This is a genomic window from Streptomyces sp. NPDC058371 (assembly GCF_042723265.1).
Taxonomy (GTDB): Bacteria; Actinomycetota; Actinomycetes; order Streptomycetales; family Streptomycetaceae; genus Streptomyces.
In genome coordinates this window covers 301,610-321,860 of record NZ_JBHXJC010000004.1, presented here as the reverse complement: position 1 = coordinate 321,860, position 20,251 = coordinate 301,610, and the positions used below count along the sequence as shown (strand labels likewise).

At 71.7% G+C, this 20,251-nt stretch carries 19 protein-coding genes and 2 pseudogenes; 9 read left to right on the top strand and 12 right to left on the bottom strand.

What is annotated here, in order from left to right:
* Window positions 1-102 precede the first annotated feature (102 nt).
* The 3 genes and pseudogenes from ACFWM2_RS16195 (at window position 103) to ACFWM2_RS16185 (ending at window position 3,179) form a co-directional block, all read left to right on the top strand.
* Window positions 103-1,416 carry a magnesium transporter MgtE N-terminal domain-containing protein gene (locus tag ACFWM2_RS16195; protein ID WP_383279135.1) on the top strand — a complete coding sequence of 438 codons (1,314 nt, stop codon included), beginning with the start codon at window positions 103-105 and terminating at the stop codon, window positions 1,414-1,416.
* Window positions 1,406-2,001, top strand: a pseudogene (locus ACFWM2_RS16190) (DUF1003 domain-containing protein). Before ACFWM2_RS16195 ends, ACFWM2_RS16190 begins: the two are co-directional and overlap by 11 nt.
* A gap of 44 nt (window positions 2,002-2,045) precedes the next feature.
* Window positions 2,046-3,179 carry an Mrp/NBP35 family ATP-binding protein gene (locus ACFWM2_RS16185; RefSeq protein ID WP_383279132.1) on the top strand — a complete coding sequence of 378 codons (1,134 nt, stop codon included), beginning with the start codon at window positions 2,046-2,048 and terminating at the stop codon, window positions 3,177-3,179.
* 64 nt (window positions 3,180-3,243) lie between these two features.
* Here the strand turns inward: ACFWM2_RS16185 and ACFWM2_RS16180 are convergent, their stop codons facing one another.
* From ACFWM2_RS16180 to sigE, 5 genes are all read right to left on the bottom strand, one after another.
* The gene (locus ACFWM2_RS16180) at window positions 3,244-3,900 is read right to left on the bottom strand and encodes a hypothetical protein (RefSeq protein WP_383279129.1); all 657 of its coding nucleotides are present in this window, start codon (window positions 3,898-3,900) and stop codon (window positions 3,244-3,246) included.
* A 291-nt stretch (window positions 3,901-4,191) separates the two neighbouring features.
* Window positions 4,192-4,632: a sec-independent translocase gene (locus tag ACFWM2_RS16175; protein ID WP_383279126.1), complete on the bottom strand. Its 441-nt coding sequence runs from the start codon at window positions 4,630-4,632 to the stop codon at window positions 4,192-4,194.
* A gap of 166 nt (window positions 4,633-4,798) precedes the next feature.
* Complete coding sequence (locus ACFWM2_RS16170) at window positions 4,799-6,412, bottom strand: trypsin-like peptidase domain-containing protein (RefSeq protein WP_383279123.1); 1,614 nt, start codon at window positions 6,410-6,412, stop codon at window positions 4,799-4,801.
* Between the two features lie 899 nt (window positions 6,413-7,311).
* On the bottom strand, window positions 7,312-8,301 hold the full coding sequence (locus ACFWM2_RS16165; protein WP_383279120.1) for a zf-HC2 domain-containing protein: 990 nt from the start codon (window positions 8,299-8,301) through the stop codon (window positions 7,312-7,314).
* On the bottom strand, window positions 8,298-8,999 hold the full coding sequence (gene sigE, locus ACFWM2_RS16160) for an RNA polymerase sigma factor SigE (protein ID WP_383279784.1): 702 nt from the start codon (window positions 8,997-8,999) through the stop codon (window positions 8,298-8,300). The genes ACFWM2_RS16165 and sigE overlap by 4 nt, the downstream gene beginning before the upstream one ends.
* A gap of 214 nt (window positions 9,000-9,213) precedes the next feature.
* Between sigE and ACFWM2_RS16155 the strand changes: the two genes are divergently transcribed.
* Entirely contained in the window at window positions 9,214-9,912 is a 699-nt protein-coding gene (locus tag ACFWM2_RS16155) for an O-methyltransferase (RefSeq protein WP_383279782.1), read from the top strand.
* Between the two features lie 145 nt (window positions 9,913-10,057).
* On the opposite strand, the gene ACFWM2_RS16150 is transcribed toward ACFWM2_RS16155, so the two are convergent.
* Window positions 10,058-10,225: a DUF3117 domain-containing protein gene (locus tag ACFWM2_RS16150; RefSeq protein WP_069086806.1), complete on the bottom strand. Its 168-nt coding sequence runs from the start codon at window positions 10,223-10,225 to the stop codon at window positions 10,058-10,060.
* 361 nt (window positions 10,226-10,586) lie between these two features.
* Here ACFWM2_RS16150 and ACFWM2_RS16145 point away from each other — a divergent pair, with 361 nt between their 5' ends.
* Entirely contained in the window at window positions 10,587-11,393 is an 807-nt protein-coding gene (locus ACFWM2_RS16145; protein WP_383279117.1) for an enoyl-CoA hydratase/isomerase family protein, read from the top strand.
* Between the two features lie 21 nt (window positions 11,394-11,414).
* Here the strand turns inward: ACFWM2_RS16145 and ACFWM2_RS16140 are convergent, their stop codons facing one another.
* The gene (locus ACFWM2_RS16140) at window positions 11,415-11,993 is read right to left on the bottom strand and encodes a DNA-3-methyladenine glycosylase I (protein ID WP_383279114.1); all 579 of its coding nucleotides are present in this window, start codon (window positions 11,991-11,993) and stop codon (window positions 11,415-11,417) included.
* Window positions 11,990-12,340, bottom strand: a complete 351-nt coding sequence (locus tag ACFWM2_RS16135) for a DivIVA domain-containing protein (protein WP_383279111.1) — start codon at window positions 12,338-12,340, stop codon at window positions 11,990-11,992. The genes ACFWM2_RS16140 and ACFWM2_RS16135 overlap by 4 nt, the downstream gene beginning before the upstream one ends.
* Window positions 12,341-12,488: 148 nt before the next feature.
* On the opposite strand from ACFWM2_RS16135, the gene folP reads away from it, so the two are divergent.
* Window positions 12,489-13,349: a dihydropteroate synthase gene (gene folP, locus ACFWM2_RS16130; protein WP_383279108.1), complete on the top strand. Its 861-nt coding sequence runs from the start codon at window positions 12,489-12,491 to the stop codon at window positions 13,347-13,349.
* Window positions 13,350-13,496: 147 nt separating this feature from the next.
* Here folP and ACFWM2_RS16125 read toward each other — a convergent pair whose 3' ends face one another.
* Window positions 13,497-14,255 carry a TIGR00730 family Rossman fold protein gene (locus ACFWM2_RS16125; RefSeq protein ID WP_383279105.1) on the bottom strand — a complete coding sequence of 253 codons (759 nt, stop codon included), beginning with the start codon at window positions 14,253-14,255 and terminating at the stop codon, window positions 13,497-13,499.
* 110 nt (window positions 14,256-14,365) lie between these two features.
* The gene (gene dapE, locus ACFWM2_RS16120) at window positions 14,366-15,445 is read right to left on the bottom strand and encodes a succinyl-diaminopimelate desuccinylase (RefSeq protein ID WP_383279102.1); all 1,080 of its coding nucleotides are present in this window, start codon (window positions 15,443-15,445) and stop codon (window positions 14,366-14,368) included.
* 85 nt (window positions 15,446-15,530) lie between these two features.
* Here dapE and ACFWM2_RS16115 point away from each other — a divergent pair, with 85 nt between their 5' ends.
* Window positions 15,531-16,502 carry a heavy metal transporter gene (locus ACFWM2_RS16115; RefSeq protein WP_383279099.1) on the top strand — a complete coding sequence of 324 codons (972 nt, stop codon included), beginning with the start codon at window positions 15,531-15,533 and terminating at the stop codon, window positions 16,500-16,502.
* A 386-nt stretch (window positions 16,503-16,888) separates the two neighbouring features.
* Window positions 16,889-17,347: an ATP-binding protein gene (locus ACFWM2_RS16110; RefSeq protein WP_383279096.1), complete on the top strand. Its 459-nt coding sequence runs from the start codon at window positions 16,889-16,891 to the stop codon at window positions 17,345-17,347.
* A gap of 90 nt (window positions 17,348-17,437) precedes the next feature.
* On the opposite strand, the gene ACFWM2_RS16105 is transcribed toward ACFWM2_RS16110, so the two are convergent.
* Together ACFWM2_RS16105 and fdxA are read right to left on the bottom strand one after the other, a co-directional pair.
* Complete coding sequence (locus ACFWM2_RS16105) at window positions 17,438-18,532, bottom strand: bifunctional succinyldiaminopimelate transaminase/glutamate-prephenate aminotransferase (RefSeq protein ID WP_383279094.1); 1,095 nt, start codon at window positions 18,530-18,532, stop codon at window positions 17,438-17,440.
* Between the two features lie 201 nt (window positions 18,533-18,733).
* The gene (gene fdxA / locus ACFWM2_RS16100) at window positions 18,734-19,054 is read right to left on the bottom strand and encodes a ferredoxin (protein ID WP_018089397.1); all 321 of its coding nucleotides are present in this window, start codon (window positions 19,052-19,054) and stop codon (window positions 18,734-18,736) included.
* A gap of 140 nt (window positions 19,055-19,194) precedes the next feature.
* On the opposite strand from fdxA, the pseudogene ACFWM2_RS16095 reads away from it, so the two are divergent.
* A pseudogene (locus ACFWM2_RS16095) lies at window positions 19,195-20,196 on the top strand (GNAT family N-acetyltransferase); the annotation flags it as partial.
* Window positions 20,197-20,251: the final 55 nt, after the last annotated feature.

Sequence of the window (20,251 nt, the reverse complement as noted above, 5' to 3'; positions counted from 1 at the left end):
ACCGGGACGGGCTAGCCTGAAGCCCACCCGAGCGGACATCGCACCACAAAGCGGCACGACACAGGCGAGCGGTGGCACCAGGACGAGTAAGGAGGCGCGGGCATGGCGGCAGGCGCCCCCAGGATCTTCGTCTCGCACCTCGCCGGCACGGCCGTCTTCGACCCGAGCGGCGACCAGGTGGGCCGGGTGCGTGACCTGGTGGCCATGCTGCGGGTCGGACGGCGGCCGCCCCGGCTGCTCGGCCTGGTCGTCGAGCTGTCGACGCGACGCCGCATCTTCCTGCCCATGACCCGCGTGACCGGCATCGAGACCGGCCAGGTCATCACGACCGGTGTCCTCAACGTGCGCCGTTTCGAGCAGCGGCCCACCGAGCGGCTCGTCTTCGGCGAGATGCTCGACCGGCGGGTCCGCCTCGTCGAGTCGGACGAGGAGGTCACCGTGCTCGACGTGTCGATCCAGCAGCTGCCCGCCCGGCGGGACTGGGAGCTCGACCGGGTGTTCGTCAGAAAGGGGAAGGGGAAGGCGGGCGCGTTCCGGCGCGCCAAGGGCGAGACGCTGACCGTCGAGTGGTCGGCCGTCACCGGCTTCTCGCTGGAGGAGCACGGTCAGGGCGCCGAGAACCTGCTCGCCACCTTCGAGCAGCTGCGCCCGGCCGATCTCGCGAACGTCCTGCACCACCTCTCCCCGAAGCGGCGCGGAGAGGTGGCCGCCGCGCTGGACGACGACCGTCTCGCGGACGTCCTCGAAGAGCTCCCCGAGGACGACCAGATCGAGATCCTCGGCAAGCTCAAGGAGGAGCGCGCGGCGGACGTCCTGGAGGCGATGGACCCCGACGACGCGGCCGACCTGCTCGCCGAGCTGCCCGCGGAGGACGTGGAGCGGCTGCTGACGCTGATGCGGCCCAACGAGGCGGCGGACGTACGGCGGTTGATGGCGTACGCCGAGCGGACCGCGGGCGGCCTGATGACGACCGAGCCGATCGTGCTGCGCCCCGACGCGACGGTCGCCGACGCCCTCGCCCGGGTCCGCAACCCCGACCTCTCCCCCGCACTCGCCGCCCAGGTCTATGTGTGCCGGCCGCCGGACGAGACGCCGACCGGCAAGTACCTGGGCACGGTGCACTTCCAGCGGCTGCTGCGCGACCCGCCGTTCACGCTGGTCGGCTCGCTCGTGGACGACGACCTGATGCCACTGGACCCGGAGGCCGCGCTGCCCGTGGTGGCCGGCTTCTTCGCTACGTACGACATGGTCGCGGCGCCGGTGGTCGACGAGAGCGGCTCGCTGCTCGGCGCGGTGACCGTGGACGACGTACTGGACCACATGCTGCCCGACGACTGGCGCGAGACGGAGTTCCACCTCGACGAGGAACCCGCCGGTGCGGCTCCGGACGGCTCGGGGGACCGCCATGGGTCCTGAGCGCGAGGGCCGGGAGCGGACCCCCATCGGCGCCACCGCGACCACGCGGCCGCGCAACCGGCTGGACCAGCCGATGCCGCCGCGCCGCAGGCTGTTGCCCGAGTGGGACCCGGAGGCCTTCGGCCGGCTCTCCGAGCGGATCGCCCGGTTCCTGGGCACCGGACGGTTCATCGTCTGGATGACCGTCGTCATCATCCTGTGGGTGGTGTGGAACGTCTCCGCGCCGCGCGACCTGCGCTTCGACAACTATCCGTTCATCTTCCTGACGCTGATGCTGTCGCTGCAGGCCTCGTACGCCGCCCCGCTGATCCTGCTCGCGCAGAACCGCCAGGACGACCGGGACCGGGTCAATCTCGAACAGGACCGCAAGCAGAACGAGCGGTCGATCGCGGACACCGAGTACCTGACCCGCGAGATCGCGTCCCTGCGCATCGGCCTCGGCGAGGTGGCCACCCGTGACTGGATCCGCTCCGAACTCCAGGACCTGGTCAAGGACCTGGAGGAGCGGTACGCCGAGGGTGCCGGGGAGGGCGCCTCGTATTCCCGTCCGAGCTCCCGCGGGGACGTGACGTAGGCGACCGGTGACAGGGCTTTCCCAGCCCCCGGCCCGGCGCCGTACCATCGTGCGTATGGCTATGGAAGACGCGGTGCGCGAAGCGCTGGCGACGGTGAACGACCCCGAGATCCAGCGACCCATCACCGAACTGGGGATGGTCAAGTCGGTGGAGATCGGTGCGGACGGCGCGGTCGCGGTCGCCGTGTACCTCACCGTCTCCGGCTGCCCGATGCGCGAGACCATCACGAGGAACGTGACGGAGGCGGTCTCGGCGGTCGAGGGCGTCACCGGCGTCGAGGTCACGCTGGACGTGATGAGTGACGAGCAGCGCCGCGAACTGGCGGGCGCGCTGCGCGGCGGCCAGGCCGAGCGCGAGGTCCCCTTCGCCCAGCCCGGCTCGCTGACCCGGGTGTACGCGGTCGCCTCCGGCAAGGGCGGCGTCGGCAAGTCGTCGGTGACCGTGAACCTGGCGGCGGCGATGGCGGCCGACGGCATGAAGGTCGGTGTCGTCGACGCCGACATCTACGGGCACTCCGTGCCGCGCATGCTCGGTGCCGACGGCAAGCCCACCCAGGTCGAGAACATGATCATGCCGCCGTCCGCGCACGGCGTGAAGGTCATCTCGATCGGCATGTTCACCCCGGGCAACGCCCCGGTGGTCTGGCGCGGCCCGATGCTGCACCGCGCGCTCCAGCAGTTCCTCGCGGACGTGTACTGGGGCGACCTGGACGTCCTGCTCCTCGACCTGCCCCCGGGGACCGGCGACATCGCGATCTCGGTCGCGCAGCTGGTCCCGAACGCGGAGATCCTCGTCGTCACCACCCCGCAGCAGGCAGCGGCCGAGGTCGCCGAGCGGGCCGGCTCCATCGCGGTCCAGACGCACCAGAAGATCGTCGGCGTCGTCGAGAACATGGCCGGCCTTCCCTGCCCGCACTGCGACGAGATGGTCGACGTGTTCGGCACGGGCGGCGGTCAGAGCGTCGCCGACGGCCTGACCCGCACGACCGGCGCGACCGTCCCGGTCCTCGGCTCCATCCCGATCGACGTCCGCCTGCGCGAGGGCGGCGACGAGGGCAAGCCGGTGGTCCTCACCGACCCCGACTCCCCCGCCGGCTCCGCGCTGCGCGCCATCGCCGGCAAGCTGGGCGGCCGTCAGCGCGGCCTCTCGGGCATGTCGCTGGGCATTACCCCGGCCAACAAGTTCTAGGACTCGTACGCGGGAGGGGGCGCCGTCACCGCGACGGCGCCCCCTTCCGCGTCGTACCCGTCGGCTAGGCGTACGACGCGATGTCCTTGATCATCGAGAAGCCCAGCCCGTACGCGCTCATCCCCCGCCCGTACGCGCCCACGTGCACGCCCTCCTGGGTGGAGCCCGCGAGGACCCAGCCGAACTCGGACTCGCGGTAGTGGAAGGCCGTGGGAACCCCGTCCACGGGGAGGGACAGCGTGGACCATTCGGAGCCCGTCAGATCGTCCGCGAGCACCCACGCCGTCTCGGTCTGCTGCTCCAGCCAGTCGTCCCGCAGCGAGTGGTCCATCTGGCCGGGCCAGGTGAGGGACAGCAGCCCCACACCGGCCAGCCAGGCCGCCGAGGAGACCGAGGTGGCCTCGAGCAGCCCGGTGCCGTCGGCGCTGCGCCGTACGGGGCTGGCCGCGACGGTGATCACCACCGCGAACCGTTCCTTGTCCTCGGTGGACTCACTGCGCACCGTGGGTTCTTCGCCGTGTCCGATCGAGCCGTGCTCGACGGCACCGTCCGCCGACGTGCCCACCTGCATCAGCCAGCGCGGACCCGTGAACGCCTCGTCGAGGCCGTACCACGGGAAGGGCGCCAGCAGGTAGCCGTCGACCGTGCGCCGGGCGGAGGGGACCTGTTGTCCGCCCTCCGCAGCCGGCGCCTGCGCGCCTACCCGACTTGTCGTCTCCATCTGCCCGGACGCCTCCTCGCTCTTGTTGGACCCGAGCGGCCCGCCCCCCGCGGGCGTCCTCGCTCACCTGTGGTCCGCACAACAACTGGGCAGCATAGCCACACCGCTCCGAGCAGCCGGGAAACCGCCCGGCGCGTGGGTCGCGTACACGCCCTGTTCAGGCCGTGGAAGAGGGCATCCGCGTATGACTCACATCACGTCCGAGGTATGCCGGTACGGCGTAGCCGTGCGGTCCGGACGGCGTCGCCGCGAGGCCGCGCACGACGACGTCGCACGTCGTGGGCGTACGGCTCAGGTGGCGTCCGCGTCGAACGGCGGGCGCTCCTCCGGGTCGAGCTTCTCGCGCTTCTTCGTCATGTCGACGGAGCCGCCGGTGCTGCCGTTGGAGGAGCCGGCGCCTGGCTCGGACTCGCGGCCGTGGACCGCGTCCGTGACCTCGGCCATCTCCTTCTTCAGGTCGAAGCCGTTGCGGATCTCCTTGAGCCCCAGCTCGTCGTTGTCCAGCTGCTTGCGCAGGAACGCCTTGGGGTTGAGGTCCTCGAACTCGAAGTCCTTGAACTCGGGGCCGAGTTCCTCGCGGATGTCCGCCTTGGCGCTCTCCGAGAACTCACGGATCTTGCGAATGGTGCGCGTGACGTCCTGGATCATCTTCGGGAGCTTTTCCGGGCCGAAGACGAGCACGGCAAGGACAACGAGCGTCACCAGCTCGAGCGCGCCTATGTCATTGAACACCTGAAGCTCCTTGCGATGTCCTCGGCCCTCGGCAGGTCTTCCGTGGTCCGGGCCGTGACCACGGTACCCGGCGTTCCCGTCCGACCGGTACTGTTCCGGGCCCGCCGGATCGATGTACACGGCCGGTTTTCCACGAAGTTTGCCGTCCTCGCCGTCGGCGGAGCCGTCAGTCGCCGTCGGCGGAGCCGAGGACCAGGGTGAGCCGCTTCCCCTTGCCGTCGCGTTCGAGGGTCAGCTCCAGGTGGTCGCCGGGGCGGTGGGCACGGGTCTTGACGATGAGTTCCTCCCCGGAGTGGACCGGCCGGCCGTCGACCCGGGTGATGACGTCGCCGGCCTTGAGCCCGGCCTTGGCGCCGGGGCCGCCGCGGGTGACCGGGGGGCCGCCGTCGTTGCCCTTGGTGCCGACGCGGGCGCCGTCGCCGGTGTACTCCATGTCGAGCGTGACACCGATCACAGGATGCGTGGCCTGGCCCGTGTTGATCAGCTCCTCGGCGACGCGCTTGCCCTGGTTGATGGGGATGGCGAAGCCGAGCCCGATGGAACCGGCCTGGCCGCCCTCCAGGTCGGAGCCGCTGTCGGCGGAACGGATGGCGCTGTTGATGCCGACGACCCGGGCCTCCGCGTCGAGCAGCGGGCCGCCGGAGTTGCCCGGGTTGATGGGCGCATCGGTCTGCAGGGCGTCCACGTACGAGACGTCACTGCCGTCGCCCTTCTCGCCGCCCGCCGTGATGGGCCGCTCCTTGGCGCTGATGATCCCGGAGGTGACGGTGTTGGCGAGGTCGAAGGGTGCGCCGATGGCGACGACGGGGTCGCCGACCTGGACGTTGTCGGAGTTGCCCAGCCGCATGGGCTGGAGGCCGCGCACCCCGTTGACCTTGACGACGGCGAGGTCGTACCCGGTGTCCCGGCCGACGATCTCGGCCTTGACGGTCTCGCCCCCGCTGAAGGCCACGGATATCTCACCGCCGGATCCGGCGGACTCCACGACGTGGTTGTTGGTGAGGATGTGACCCGCGTCGTCCAGCACGAATCCGGTTCCGGTCCCCTGCGCGTCCGAGCCGCTCACATGAAGGGTGACGACGCTGGGCAGCGCGGTGGCCGCGATCCCGGCCACGCTGTCCGGGGCGCGTCCGTTCGGCTCCTTCCCCGCCTGCGGCAGCTCGACGTCCGCGACCCCGCCGTTGCGCTCCAGATACGCGCCTACGACCCCGCCGACGCCCCCGGACACGAGCGCGACCAGCAAGGCACCGCCGACAAGAATCCGCTTCCCGCGCCGACGGCGCTGCGCCCTCGACTCGACGGCGGCACCGGTCTGCTGCAACGGCCCCTGCGCGGCCCACGGGTCGTAGTTCAGCCAGGGAGCACCGGCGCCGGCCTGAGCGGGGAGCGGGGCCTCGGGCGCGGGCGGCTGCGACGGGAGCGGTTCGGGCGCGGTCGGCTGAGGCGCGGGTGCGGGCGCGATCGGCTGAGGCGCGGGCGGCGCGGGCGCCGGGGGTACGGAGGTTTCCGGTGTCCCTGCCGGCGCCGACAGGTGGGTGCCGTGGGCCGGGGTGGTCGCCGGGTGCTGGAACGGCGGAGCGGGCGCCCAGGGGCCGGGCTGACCGTACGGCGGGGTGCCGTAGGGGTCGGGAGCGTGCAGCGGCCCGGGACGCTCGGAGGGAGCCCCTGGGGGGAGACCGGCGTCGACGGGGGCACCGGCTGGGGTGGGTGCCGGCGGGCGCGTGGGAGCCGGATCCGGGCGGCGGAGCTCGAAGTCGCCCTCGGTACCGGCCTGCTCCACGGCGGGCGTCCCGAGCGGACGGCTCGACGGATCACTCGCCGGATCACCCGACGGACGGCTCAGGTTGAAGTCACCGTCGCTGTAGGGGCCGGAACCTGAGCCTGCATCGGAGTCGGAACCGGTGCCTGCATCGGAGTCGGAACCGGAACCTGAAACGGAGTCCGAACCGCAGCTTGAACGGGAATCGGAGCCAGGACGGTAACCAGAACCAGAGTCGGCTACGGAACCGGGACGGGACCCTGAATCGGTCTCGCCGGCACCCTCGCCCACACCTCGAAGGGAACCCCCCGCGGGCCGCTCCAACTCGAAGTCGTCGCCACCGCGGTGAGTCAACTTCCCACCGCGGGGCTCGGGTATCGCCCCGCTGTCCAAGCCCGCGTCCCCCGGCCCCGAGGCCGAAACCGCAGTCGCCGTCGGCGCGGACACCGCATCCGGTGACGCGGGCACCGCATCCGGTGGCTCAGACACCGCACCCCGTGCCTCGGGCACCGCACCCCGTGCCTCGGGCACCGCACCCCGTGGCTCGGGCACCGCACCCCGTGGCTCGGGCACCGCACCCCGTGGCTCGGGCACCGCACCCCGTGGCTCGGGCACCGCATCCCGTGGCTCGGGCACCGCACCCCGTGCCTCGGACGGCACCGTCCCGGCGTACTCCGGAGCAGCCGGCTCGGCAGGGTGCTCCGTGGTCGGGCCGGCCCCCGGATCGTGCGCCCGCGGCCGGCTCCACCATTTCGCCTTCGCCGGCTTCCCCTCGTTCATGCTCTCCCCACACCTGGCCCGCGGCACGACGGCGCCTGCGGTCGCCGCAGATTTGTCGACCCCGCGCCCGGATCCCTCCCACGGGCGCGGCCCACCCAGGATTCAACCAGGTTCACGGGCCGGCGCGCAGAGATCGGCGGTCAGCGGAGGGAGCGGGAGGTGGGGGGAGAGGAAGAGGGGGACGCAGTGGGCAACGGGGCGCTCAGCAGGCCCGGTGTGGCGACGCTCGGGTCGGCCGGCCAGGACGAGGACAGCTCGGCCGGCTGGATCGAGGTGAGCGGACGTATGAGAGGGGACATCGCTGCGGCACCGGCCACGATGGGGGTGGCCAGCGTGTGCATGATCGCCGGCGCCGGTCCGGCCGGAGTGGGGACTCCGGGCAGCAGGGGCGCGGACACGGACGTCGGCACCGCCGGTGTGTCACCCGGCGACCGCTGACCCTGGGCGAGCAGCGGGCCGACGGACCGCCGGCGCTGGGAGTCGGGGGTCGTCGCGCCGCCGGTGCCCTGCGAACGCGTCGGCGTCACATTGCTCCCGGTACCGGCACCGCCCCGGACGTCCAGGGTGTCCGCGGGCACGCCGGTCGAGACACCGCCGAGCGCGACCGCGGCCAGCGACACCGCTCCGGCGGCGGCGAAGGCGAACCGCAGCCCGCGTGAGGCCGACCGCTCGGCCTCATGCCGGCCGACGTCATGGATACGGAAGCCGCGGCCCGCGGAAGGCGACAGCACGTCGTGGTGCCGCGCGGGTACATAGCCGAAGGGGTCACCCTTGATCCCGAAGACGCCCGCGACTCCTGACGTCCTGTCGCCGCCGGGAAGTCTTCCGCCGAACGCTGTGCCGCCCAGCGGTGAGCCGTCGTCGTCCGAGTCGTCCCCGCCGGGGAGTCCCTGGAGACGGGCCAGGAAGCTCTCGGAGGGGGGCGGCGGGGCCATCTCCGCGAATACGTTCTTCAGGCGTCGCTGTGCGTCGGCCTCGGCCTTGCACTTCGCGCAGGTGGCGAGGTGGGCGAGGACGCGCTCACGCGAGTCATGACCGAGCTCTCCGTCCACGAGGGCGGAGAGTCGGTCCCCAAGATGCTGATCCGCAACGCGTCGTCCGGCGGCGGGGTTGGGCCGTGATCCACTCACGCGGTCGCGCCCCCTCCCCCCAGCGCGGGCGCTCCCGTGACCGCGAAGCCGCGTCGCTCTGCACGGGCCTCGGGAGACCGGTGCGCGAGGGCCTTGCGCAGTTGGGAGCGGCCACGGTGGATCCGGCTGCGGACCGTACCGAGCTTGACGCCGAGAGTGGCGGCGATTTCCTCGTACGAGAGTCCCTCGATGTCGCAGAGGACGACCGCGGCGCGGAACTCGGGCGCGAGGGTGTCCAGCGCCTGCTGGACGTCCGCGTCGAAGTGCGCGTCGTTGAAGACCTGCTGAGGGGACGGCTCGCGGCTGGGGAGGCGCTCGGCCGCGTCGTCGCCGAGGGCGTCGAAACGGATGCGCTGCTTGCGGCGCACCATGTCCAGGAAGAGATTCGTGGTGATGCGGTGCAGCCAGCCCTCGAAGGTGCCCGGCGTGTAGGTCGACAGGGAGCGGAAGACGCGCACGAAGACTTCCTGCGTGAGGTCCTCGGCGTCGTGCTGGTTACCGGTCAGGCGGTAGGCGAGACGGTAGACCCGGCCGCTGTGCGTGCTGACGATCTCCTCCCAGGTGGGCGGAGTCCACGCCTGCGAATCCGCGTCGGTGGCGAAAGTCGCGGTCTGCGCGGAGTCAGCGGTGTGGAAACGGTCAGCAGTGTCAATCACGGATTTCGGCTCACCCGCCGACCTGAGAAAGCGCCGCAGCACTCCTCCCCGATCCACAGGCGCAGCCGCACCTCCCCTGTCGGCTCTGGTGGTGTCCAGTGGAGCCCCTACCATAGCCACCTCGCCCGTTAGCTCCGGATAAGCGGTTTTACGAGAAATTGATATGCGCTTCTGCGGCTGCGTCAGCACTTGCTCGGTGCCCTGATCCATCCGTGTCCCCCCGCTGCGTTCCCCACCCCTCTAAACGCCCGGTCCCATCTGCGGGTTCCCGGCGGCAACGGATACAGTCACGGCCAGGCAACTACGGGGACAGGAGAGGGTCATTACCGGCAACCGGCAGACGAGCTGGGCGTTCGCCGACGCCTTTGTCGCCGAGGACGAGGCGCTGCGCTGGGCCCGTGACCGGGCCCGGGACGCAGGGCTGCGCTCGGTGTCGCCCGGCACGGGCGCCGCGCTGCGGTTGCTCGCCGCCACCGTGGACGCGAAGGCGGTGGCGGAGATCGGAACGGGAACCGGAGTCTCCGGAATTCATCTGCTGCACGGCATGCGGCCGGACGGGGTACTGACCACCGTGGATCCGGAGCCGGAGCGCCAGCAGTTCGCCCGCCAGGCCTTCCGCGCGGCCGGTTTCGCCAGCAACCGGGCCCGCTTCATCCCCGGTCGCGCACTCGACGTGCTGCCCCGGCTGGCGGACAGCGGATACGACCTCGTCTTCTGTGACGGCGACCGTCTGGAGTGCCTGGACTACTTCGCTGAATCGTTGCGCCTGCTGCGCCAGGGCGGGCTCGTGGTCTTCGAGGGCGTCTTCGCGGACGGCCGCACGGTGGACTCGGGACCGCAGCCCGCGGAGGTCGGGCGGCTGCGGGAACTGCTGCGCGCGGTGCGCGAAAGCCAGGAACTGGTGCCCTCACTGCTGCCGGTGGGCGACGGGCTGCTCTGCGCCGTCAAGCGCTGAACCGGCGGTCCCGCCGCGCGCCGACCGACCGCGCCCAAGCCTCTGACCTGGCGATACTCCGATGACGTAGCGCTCCGGGCAAAGCAATGCCCCGGCACCGCGAACGGTGCCGGGGCAGCTGAAAAGGGTAAGGTCGCGTTCCGCGTCAGCCGACGACCTTCTTGAGGGCGTCGCCAAGGGCGCCGGCCTCATCAGGGGTCAGCTCGACGACGAGCCGACCGCCGCCTTCGAGCGGAACGCGCATGACGATGCCCCGCCCCTCCTTGGTCACCTCGAGCGGGCCATCGCCCGTCCGCGGCTTCATGGCCGCCATGCTCGTTCCCCTTCCTGAAACCAGCTCATCGTCGCCGACGGCCCTTGGAGGGCACGCACGTCCCCTCATAGGACACACGTCACCGGCATCGAACACATTGCTTCCAGGTCATTATCCCGCATCTCAGGACCCGATGACCAACATCAGTCGGCATCGCTTGCGCAACGCGCTTGAGCAAAACCACTCAATTCGGCGATGTGACTGCGATACTGCGCCGCCGCATGGACTTCCACGGCACGGAATTCTTTGACGCAGGTCACATGTCCGACCCGCGCCACCGTCGGTCATCTCCGCCATGCTGTCCTCGGAAGCAGCCGTACCGAGCGGTACGACCGAGCCGCTACACCGGAGGGGACCCATCATGGCCGACACCGTGCTCTACGAGGTGAGCGACGGACTCGCAACGATCACGCTGAACCGCCCCGAGGCGATGAACGCGATGAACAACGAGACCAAAGCCGCCTTCCGGGACGCGGCACAGGCGGCCGCGGCCGACGACTCCGTACGGGCCGTGCTGCTCACCGCCGCGGGCGACCGGGCGTTCTGCGTGGGCCAGGACCTCAAGGAACACGTCGGCGGTCTGCTCGCGGCGCGCGAGTCGGGCGCGGCCGAGGGCGTCATGAGCACGGTGCACGAGCACTACAACCCGATCGTGCGCGCCCTGGCCGGCGCGGCGAAGCCGGTCGTCGCGGCGGTCAACGGCGTCGCGGCCGGGGCGGGCTTCGGTTTCGCGCTCGCCGCGGACTACCGGATCGTCGCGGACACGGCAGCCTTCAACACGTCCTTCGCGGGGGTCGCGCTGACCGCCGACTCGGGCGTCTCCTGGACCCTCCCGCGGGTCGTCGGCCCCGGCCGCGCGGCCGACCTGCTGCTCTTCCCGCGCAGCATCACCGCCCAGGAGGCGTACGACCTGGGCATCGCCAACCGGATCGTGCCCGCCGCGGACCTGGCCGCCGAGGCCCGGAAGGTGGCCCGCGCCCTGGCCGACGGCCCGACGCTCGCGTACGCCGCCCTCAAGGAATCCCTCGCCTACGGTCTCTCCCACTCGCTGGACGAGACTCTGGAGAAGGAGGACGAACTGCAGAGCCGGGCGGGCGAGTCGGAGGACCACACGATCGCGGTGCAGGCCTTCGTCAACAAGGAGAAGCCGAAGTACCTGGGACGGTAGACCGGAACGGGTGGCCCGGGGTCAGCGGCCCCGGGCCGCGCAGTCCACCAGGTGATCGTCGACGAGGCCGCAGGCCTGCATCAGGGCGTACGCCGTCGTCGGGCCGACGAAGCGGATGCCGCGCTTCTTGAGCGCCTTGGAAAGGGCCGTCGACTCGTCGGTGACGGCGGGCACGTCGGCGAGGGTCCGCGGGGCCGGGCGGCCGGCCGGGTCCGGGGCGTACGACCAGATCAGCTCGTCCAGCTCGCCCGGGGACCAGTCGGCCAACACGCGCGCGTTGGCGAGCGTGGCTGCGATCTTGAGGCGGTTGCGGATGATGCCCGGGTCGGCGAGCAGCCGCTCGGCGTCGGCCTCCGTGAAGGTCGCCACCTTGGCGATGTCGAAGCCGGCGAAGGCGGCCCGGAAACCGGGGCGCCGGCGCAGGATCGTGATCCAGGACAGGCCGGACTGGAAGGCCTCCAGGCACAGCCGCTCGAACAGGGCGTCGTCGCCGTGGACCGGGCGACCCCACTCCTCGTCGTGATACGCCACGTAGTCCTCGGTGGACAGGGCCCAGGGACAGCGCAGCACGCCGTCGGGGCCCGCGAGGGCGGCGCTCACCGGTGGTCCTCCTCGGCCGGCTTGCTCAGCGAGGTGACGGCGGTCGCGCGGGCGCCGGCGAGATCGTCCTCCAGGTCGGCGATCCGGGCGTCCCGCTCGGCGATCTCGGCACCGAGCCGGCCCAGGGCGTCGTCGACGTCCGCCATGCGGTAGCCGCGGACGGCGACCGGGAAGCGGAGCAGGTCCACATCGTCGCGCCGCACCGGGCGGTCCAGCGGCAGGGGGTCCGCCAGCCGCTCGGGCGCGGCCTCGGGCAGAGGGGCGCTCTCGCCGCCGCCCACCACGGCCAGGGTCACCGCGGCGACCACGACGGCGAGCGCGACGACCAGGAACAAGAACATGAACATCGCTGAGGTCCCCACGCTCTGGTGCCGACGCGGGGCGCGTCGGCGTGGAAAGTTTTGGAAGTGTCAGGGTCCGATCGTGCCATGCGAGTCTGACAGTTAGGGTCGCAGGCGGCCGATCAGCGAAACGTACTAGGAGAGGTCACAGGCGATGCTCAGGCTGGGCAGGCGTGAATTCGACACGCACGAGCCGGTGATCATGGCGATCGTGAACCGGACCCCGGACTCCTTCTACGACCAGGGCGCGACCTTCCGCGACGAGCCGGCGCTCGCCCGCGTCGAGCAGGCGGTGTCCGAGGGCGCCGCCATCATCGACATCGGCGGGGTCAAGGCCGGCCCCGGCGAGGAAGTGACGGCGGACGAGGAGGCCCGGCGGACGGTCGGTTTCGTCGCCGAGGTGCGGCGCCGGTTCCCCGACGTGATCATCAGCGTCGACACCTGGCGGCACGAGGTCGGGGAGGCGGTCTGCGAGGCGGGCGCGGATGTGCTGAACGACGCGTGGGGCGGGGTCGACCCACGGCTGGCGGAGGTCGCCGCGCGGTACCGGGTGGGGCTGGTCTGCACGCACGCGGGGCGCGCGGAGCCGCGTACGCGTCCGCACCGGATCGCCTACGACGACGTCATGGCCGACATCCTCCAGGTGACCCTCGGACTCGCCGAGCGGGCGGTGGCGCTGGGTGTCCCGCGCGAGTCGGTGATGATCGATCCCGGGCACGACTTCGGGAAGAACACGCGGCACAGTCTTGAGGCGACGCGGCGGCTGGGCGAGATGGTCGACACGGGGTGGCCCGTACTGGTCTCCCTCTCCAACAAGGACTTCGTGGGCGAGACGCTCGACAAGCCGGTGAAGGAGCGGGTGGTGGGGACGTTGGCGACGACCGCGGTGTCCGCGTGGCTGGGGGCGCAGGTGTATCGCGTCCATGAGGTCGCGGAGACCCGGCAGGTTCTCGACATGGTCGCGTCCATCGCCGGGCACCGGCCTCCGGCCGTGGGGCGCCGGGGGCTGGCGTAGCCCTCTGCGGGTGGCGGGCAGGGGTCCCGGTGACGGGCGGTGTTTCGCCCCCTCCGCCCCTCCCCGTCCCCTACCTGAGGGCTTCGCCCCCAGACCCGCCAGTCGCGCTGCGCGCTCGTCCTCAAACGCCGGACGGGCTGAAGGCCCCTACCGTCCCGCCTCCTTGGAGACCAGGGACACCGCCTCGTCCACGTCGTCCGTGAGGTGGAACAGGAGGAGGTCCTTCTCGGAGGCCTTCCCCTGGGCGATCAGGGTGTTCCTGAGCCAGTCGACGAGGCCGCCCCAGTACTCCGTGCCGAAGAGCACGATGGGGAAGCGGGTGACCTTCTGGGTCTGGACGAGGGTGAGGGCCTCGAAGAGTTCGTCGAGGGTGCCGAGCCCGCCGGGCAGCACCACGAAGCCCTGCGCGTACTTGACGAACATCATCTTGCGGACGAAGAAGTACCGGAAGTTGAGGCCGATGTCGACGTACTTGTTGAGGCCCTGCTCGAAGGGCAGCTCGATGCCGAGGCCGACGGAGATGCCCTTCGCCTCGCAGGCACCCTTGTTGGCGGCTTCCATGGCGCCCGGGCCGCCACCCGTGATGACGGCGAAGCCGGCCTCGACCAGCCCGCGGCCGAGTTCGACCCCGGCCGCGTACTCGGGAGAGTCCGCCTTCGTACGGGCCGAGCCGAACACACTGATCGCGGGCGGGAGTTCGGCAAGGGTGCCGAATCCCTCGATGAACTCCGACTGGATGCGCAGGACCCGCCAGGGGTCGGTGTGCACCCAGTCGGAAGGTCCGCCCGCGTCCAGGAGGCGCTGGTCGGTGGTGCTCGCCTGAACCTGGTCCCGCCTGCGCAGCACCGGTCCCAGCCGCTGCTCCTCCGGTGGCCGGTTCTTGCCCTCGGGGTTGCCGGTAGCCATGTCCGCTCCCTCCGCTTGCCGTACTTCCACCCCAGCGTAGATCTACGCGGGTTACGGAGGGGGGACCTGCGCATGTCCGCCATGAACCGCCCTGGTCCCGCCCGGGTATGTCAGGAGGTCAGCCAGGCGCGCAGACGCTCCTCGGCCGCCGGGATCAGCGAGGCCTTGACCCGCTCGTCCGTCTTGTGGGCCAGCAGCTGGGCGCCTGGGCCGTAGTTCACGGCGGGGACGCCGAGGGCGCTGAAACGCGCGACGTCCGTCCAGCCGAACTTGGGCCGGGCCTCGCCACCGACGGCTGCCATGAAGGCCGCGGCCGCCGGGTGGGTCAGACCGGGACGCGCCCCGCCCGTGTGGTCGTCGACAACGAACTCGTCGACACCGCAGTCCGCGAAGTAGTCGCGCACGAAGGCCTCCGCCTCCGCCTCACTGCGATCGGGCGCGTAGCGGAAGTTGACGACGACCGTGCAGGCGTCGGGGATGACGTTGTTGGCGACGCCCCCCTCGATGCGGACGGCGTTGAGGCCCTCGTGGAACTGCAGGCCGTCCACGACGGGCTTGCGCGGCACGTACGCGGCGAGCCTGGTGAGGACCGGGGCGGCCGCGTGGATCGCGTTCGAGCCCATCCACGCGCGCGCGGAGTGCGCCCGCTCGCCCTTGAACTTCAGGAAGACCCGGAGCGTGCCCTGGCAGCCGCCCTCCACCTGGCCGTCCGTCGGCTCCAGGAGCAGGGCGAAGTCGCCCTCCAACCACTCGGGATGGGCCTCGGCCACATGCTTCAGACCGTTCAAGTGTGCGGCGACCTCTTCGTTGTCGTAGAAGACGAAGGTGAGGTCGCGATTGGGGGCGGGGACCGTGGCGGCGATGCGGAGCTGGACCGCCACGCCCGACTTCATGTCGCAGGTGCCGCAGCCCCACAGGACGCCGTCCTCGTCGAGACGGGAGGGGACGTTGTCCGCGATGGGGACCGTGTCGATGTGGCCGGCGAGGATCACCCGCTCGGCGCGGCCCAGGTTCGTCCGGGCCACCACGTTGTTTCCGTACCGGTCGACCGTCAGGTGCGGCAGGGCGCGCAGCGCGGTCTCGACGGCGTCCGCGAGCGGCTTCTCGTTGCCGCTCTCCGACGGGAAGTCGACGAGCCGGGCGGTCAGCTCGGCGGCGTCCAGCGTGAGGTCAAGCGGGGTATCGGCCATGCCGCCGACCCTAACGCTCCGCGCGCGGCCCGACCGTCCACAGCCCCGCGCACCACCGGTGGTGGCCTCCAGTACCTTGTACGACGTGCCAGAGCCGTCCCCCACCTCCTCCCGGCGCGGCCGTCTCCTCCGTTTCGGAGCGGCGGTCGCCGTGCTGCTCGCGCTCGCGGGCTATCTCGCCGTGCAGTACGTCACCGGCGGCACAGGCGCACCCCGCTGCAAGGTCGTCTCCGGCAAGGACGACGGCGCGTCCTACGAGTTCGCTCCCGAGCAGGCGGCGAACGCGGCGACGATCTCGGCGATCGGCACCTCCCGCGGCATGCCCGAGCGAGCCGTCACGATCGCCCTCGCGACCGCGCTCCAGGAATCCGGGCTGCGCAACATCGACCACGGCGACCGGGACTCGCTCGGCCTGTTCCAGCAGCGGCCCTCGCAGGGCTGGGGCACGCAGCAGGAGATCCTGGACCCGACGTACGCGTCGGGTGTCTTCTACGAGCATCTGGCCAAGGTGCCGGGCTACTCGCGGCTGCCGCTCACCGTCGCCGCGCAGCGCGTGCAGCGCAGCGGCTATCCGCAGGCGTACGCGAAGCACGAGCCGGACGCCACGCTGCTGGCCGCGGCCCTGACCGGCCGGGCGGCCGCCACGCTGACCTGTGAGGGGCGCCCCGACCCGACCCCCACCGGCGGCCCGAGCGCGGTACGGGCCGCGCTGGTACGGGACTTCGGGCGCACGGTGCTCCAGGAGGCCGGTGCGGAGGTGGGCGCCGTCGAGAAGTCCCCGGCGCCGAAGGCCGCCACCGGCGCGGGCGACTCCCGTGCCGTGACCGTCCCCGTGCGCGAGCAGACCACCGCCGAGGGCACGGCCCTCCAGCGCGGCTGGGAGCTGGCGCACTGGGCCGTCGCCAACTCGTCCGCATTGCACATCGAACAGGTCTCCTACGCCGGGCGCGAATGGTCGGCCGGGCGCCCCCGGAGCACGTGGAATACGAACGCGGGTCCGGGAGCGCAGAAGTCCGCGAAGGCCACGACCGAGGTCCGAATCGTCACCGGGCAGTAGTACGGGCCTTCACCCTTTGGGGGCACTCCCTCCGGGTCGGATCCACGGGGTGCGCAGGTTTTCGCGCAGTCACCCGTAAAACCGCCAAATCCCTTGAGAACAAAGGGCCGTAAGGATTCAGCAGACTTTCGGACCGGGTGTTCTTTGCCCGTTTTTATCCGCAGCCGATAATGCGACGCATTGCCAACTCTTTACGTCGGGCCACCGCAACCTTCCCGGACTTCGAGCGGTAGTCACTGCGTCCGAGCCCGGAACGATCAACCGCCGGACGGTCGACCGCCGGTCATCCGACACCCAGTCGGACCCCGGTCACCGGACGGCAGCACGACGGTCAACTGCCGGGCGCGGTCGGACACTTCAACGTTCTCTCCCGTCTAAGGAGCATCATGTCCCTCCCCCTGACCCGCCGGATCGCCCGCGCCGCGCTGCTCATCGCAGCGGGAGCGGCGCCCGTGGTCGGTGCGGCCGGCTCCGCCAGCGCGGCAGCCGAACTGCCCGCCACCCCCAGCCTGAGCGGGCTCACCGCCCTGGACGGCGCGCAGGTCGGCAACACCGTCGACGGTGCCGCCGAGCACACCACCGACCTCGCGGGCACCGCGGGCAGCAAGGCGGTCAAGAAGGCCGTGCCCGCCGCGGGCAAGACCGGCGGCAAGGTCGCCAAGACCGCGACGCCCGCCGCGCAGAAGGCGGCCGGGGACGCGGCGGGCTCGGCCGGCGGCCTGCTCGGCGACACCGCGAAGACGACGGGCGGCGGCCTGCCGACGGACTCCCTGACGAAGGGCGGCCTGCCCACGCAGGGCCTGCCGACGGAGCAGCTGCCGGTGCAGAGCCTGCCGCTCGGCTAGCCGGCCCGGCTGTACGGCGACGGGGGCCCGGGGAAGTCTCTTCCCCGGGCCCCCGTTCTGCTTGCGTCCGGCGGCTGCGACAGCCCCCGGCTAGGCCAGGCGCTGCACCGCGGCGGCCACGCGTTCGTCCGTGGCCGTCAGGGCGACGCGTACGAACGTGTCGCCCGCGGGGCCGTAGAAGTCGCCCGGGGCCACCAGGATGCCCAGGTCGGCGAGGTGGGCGACCGTGTCCCAGCAGGACTCCTCGCGGGTGGCCCACAGATACAGGCTCGCCTCGCTGTGCTCGATGCGGAAGCCGTGCCGGCGCAGGGCGTCCCGCAGGGCCGTACGCCGGGCCGCGTACCGCTCGCGCTGTTCGCGGACGTGCGTGTCGTCGCCGAGGGCGGCCACCACGGCGGCCTGCGTCGGCGCGGACGTCATCATGCCGCCGTGCTTGCGGATCTGGAGCAGCGGGCCGAGCACCGCCGGGTCACCGGCCAGGAACGCCGCCCGGTAGCCGGCCAGGTTCGAGCGCTTCGAGAGCGAGTGGACCGCCACGATTCCCTCGTACGAGCCACCGCAGACGTCCGGGTGCAGGACCGAGACCGGGTCGGCCTCCCAGCCCAGCTCGAGGTAGCACTCGTCGGAGAAGACCAGGATGCCGTGCTCCCGGGCCCACGCGACGATGCGGGTGAGCTCCTGCTTCGACAGGACGCGGCCCGTGGGGTTCGAGGGCGAGTTCAGCCAGAGGAGCTTCAGACCGGTCGGGTCCAGCTCGGTCGGATCGTCGTAGGCCACGTGGTCCGCGCGGGCCAGCCGGGCACCGACCTCGTACGTGGGGTACGCGAGACGCGGGTAGGCCACCTTGTCGCCGGGGCCGAGACCCAGCTGGGTCGGCAGCCAGGCCACCAGCTCCTTCGAGCCGACGATCGGCAGCACGTGGTGGTGGGTGACGCCGCGCGCGCCCAGGCGCCGCTCCACCCATCCCGTGAGCGCGTCCCGCAGCTCGGGCGTGCCCCAGACCGTGGGATAGCCGGGCGAGTCGGCCGCCGCGACCAGAGCCTTCTGGATCAGCTCGGGCACCGGGTCGACCGGGGTACCGACGGACAGGTCGACGATGCCGCCCGGGTGAGCGGCGGCCGTCGCCTTGTAGGGCTCCAGCTTGTCCCACGGGAAGGCGGGCAGCCGGTCGGAGACTGCGGACACGGGATCGGGCTCACTTTCTCGTACGGACGACCCGGGAGTCCGGCTCGCCCCTACGGCATACGTCCGGCTCGGGCGGCAAACGCCTCGGCCCCGTACGGCACCGGTGACGCCGGGGCAGTGCGGGCCACGCGGGGAGCGTGGCCGGACTTCCCCGGAGCCCCTTGGGCCGTACGGGACCGAGACGGCGCGAATCCGGGCCGCTTACTGGTTCTGCGGCGGCAGCGCTGCGATGAAGGGGTGGTCCCGCTCGATCAGTCCCAGCTTGCTGGCGCCACCGGGCGAGCCGAGTTCATCGAAGAACTCGACGTTCGCCTTGTAGTAGTCCTTCCACTCTTCCGGAGTGTCGTCCTCGTAGAAGATCGCCTCGACCGGGCACACCGGCTCACAGGCTCCGCAGTCGACGCATTCGTCCGGGTGGATGTACAAGGACCGGGAGCCCTCGTAGATGCAGTCGACCGGGCACTCCTCGATGCACGCCTTGTCCTTGACGTCGACACAAGGCTGCGCGATGACGTAGGTCACGCTGTCGTTCCTCCTCGATAGGGCGCTGGCGGGCCTCCTCAGGCTCCGCCGCCTGGCGCGCGGGAGCGCGGCGTCGTCGATGCCCGCACCTAGTATCTCCGTTCCGGGGCATGATCCGAACAGGAGGGGTGAACTGACCTGTGGAAATCTCTGCGGCCGGCCGCCTTGAGGTCCGTATCACCGCCGCTGACGTGGGAAAACGCGTCTCTGTACGGCGATTGACCGACGCGGGAGACTCGGTGGAGAAGTTCACCGACACGGTCGGTGTTCTCACATCATGGGACGACGGTGTGCTGCTGATCACACGACGCACCGGCGAAAGCGTCCAGATCGCCGAGTCCGCGCTGGTCGCGGGCAAGGTCGTGCCGGCCGCGCCGGCGCGGCGACGCGGTCCCGCGGCCTCCTACGGAGAGCTGGCGCGGGTCGCCGCCCGGGCCTGGCAGCCCATCGAGCGCGAGCGGCTCGGGGAGTGGGAGCTGCGGGCCGCCTCCGGGTTCACCCGGCGCGCCAACTCCGTGCTGCCGCTCGGCGATCCCGGCCTCCCCCTGGACGAGGCCCTCGATGCCGTACGCGACTGGTACGCCACCCGTGGGCTGCCCGCCTACCTCCAGACCGCCACCGGTGCCGAGGGCACGCAGGAACTGCTGTGCGCGGAGCTGGAGAGGCGCGGCTGGACCCGCGAGGTGACGGCCGGGCTGTGGATCGGCGCGCTGGCGCCGCTCGCGGATCCGCCGGCGCCGGACGTGGTGCTGTCCCGGCATGCGGACGAGGCGTGGCTCGGCCGCTACCAGCGCAAGGGGCTGAGCGAGGTCGCGCTGAAGGTGCTCGGCAGCGGGCCTTCCGTGTGGTTCGCGACGGTGCCCGGCGCGGAGGGTGACGACCCGGCCGCGATCGGGCGCTGCGTGGTGGACGGCCGGTGGGCCGGGTTCGCGGCCGTCGAGGTCGACCCCGCGCAGCGTCGCCGCGGCCTCGCGACCACCGTCATGGCCGCGCTGGCCCGGCAGGCCCTGGACGAGGGTGCCTCGGCGGCCTGGCTCCAGGTGGAGGCGGACAACGAAGCGGCACGGGCCCTGTACGCGGGCCTGGGTTTCACGCCACATCACGCGTACCACCACTACCGCGCACCGCAGGAGCCACTTCCGCCGCATGGGCTCCGGTCGGGTGCGGAGGCGGGGGCGGGTGCGGGTGCCTCCCAGC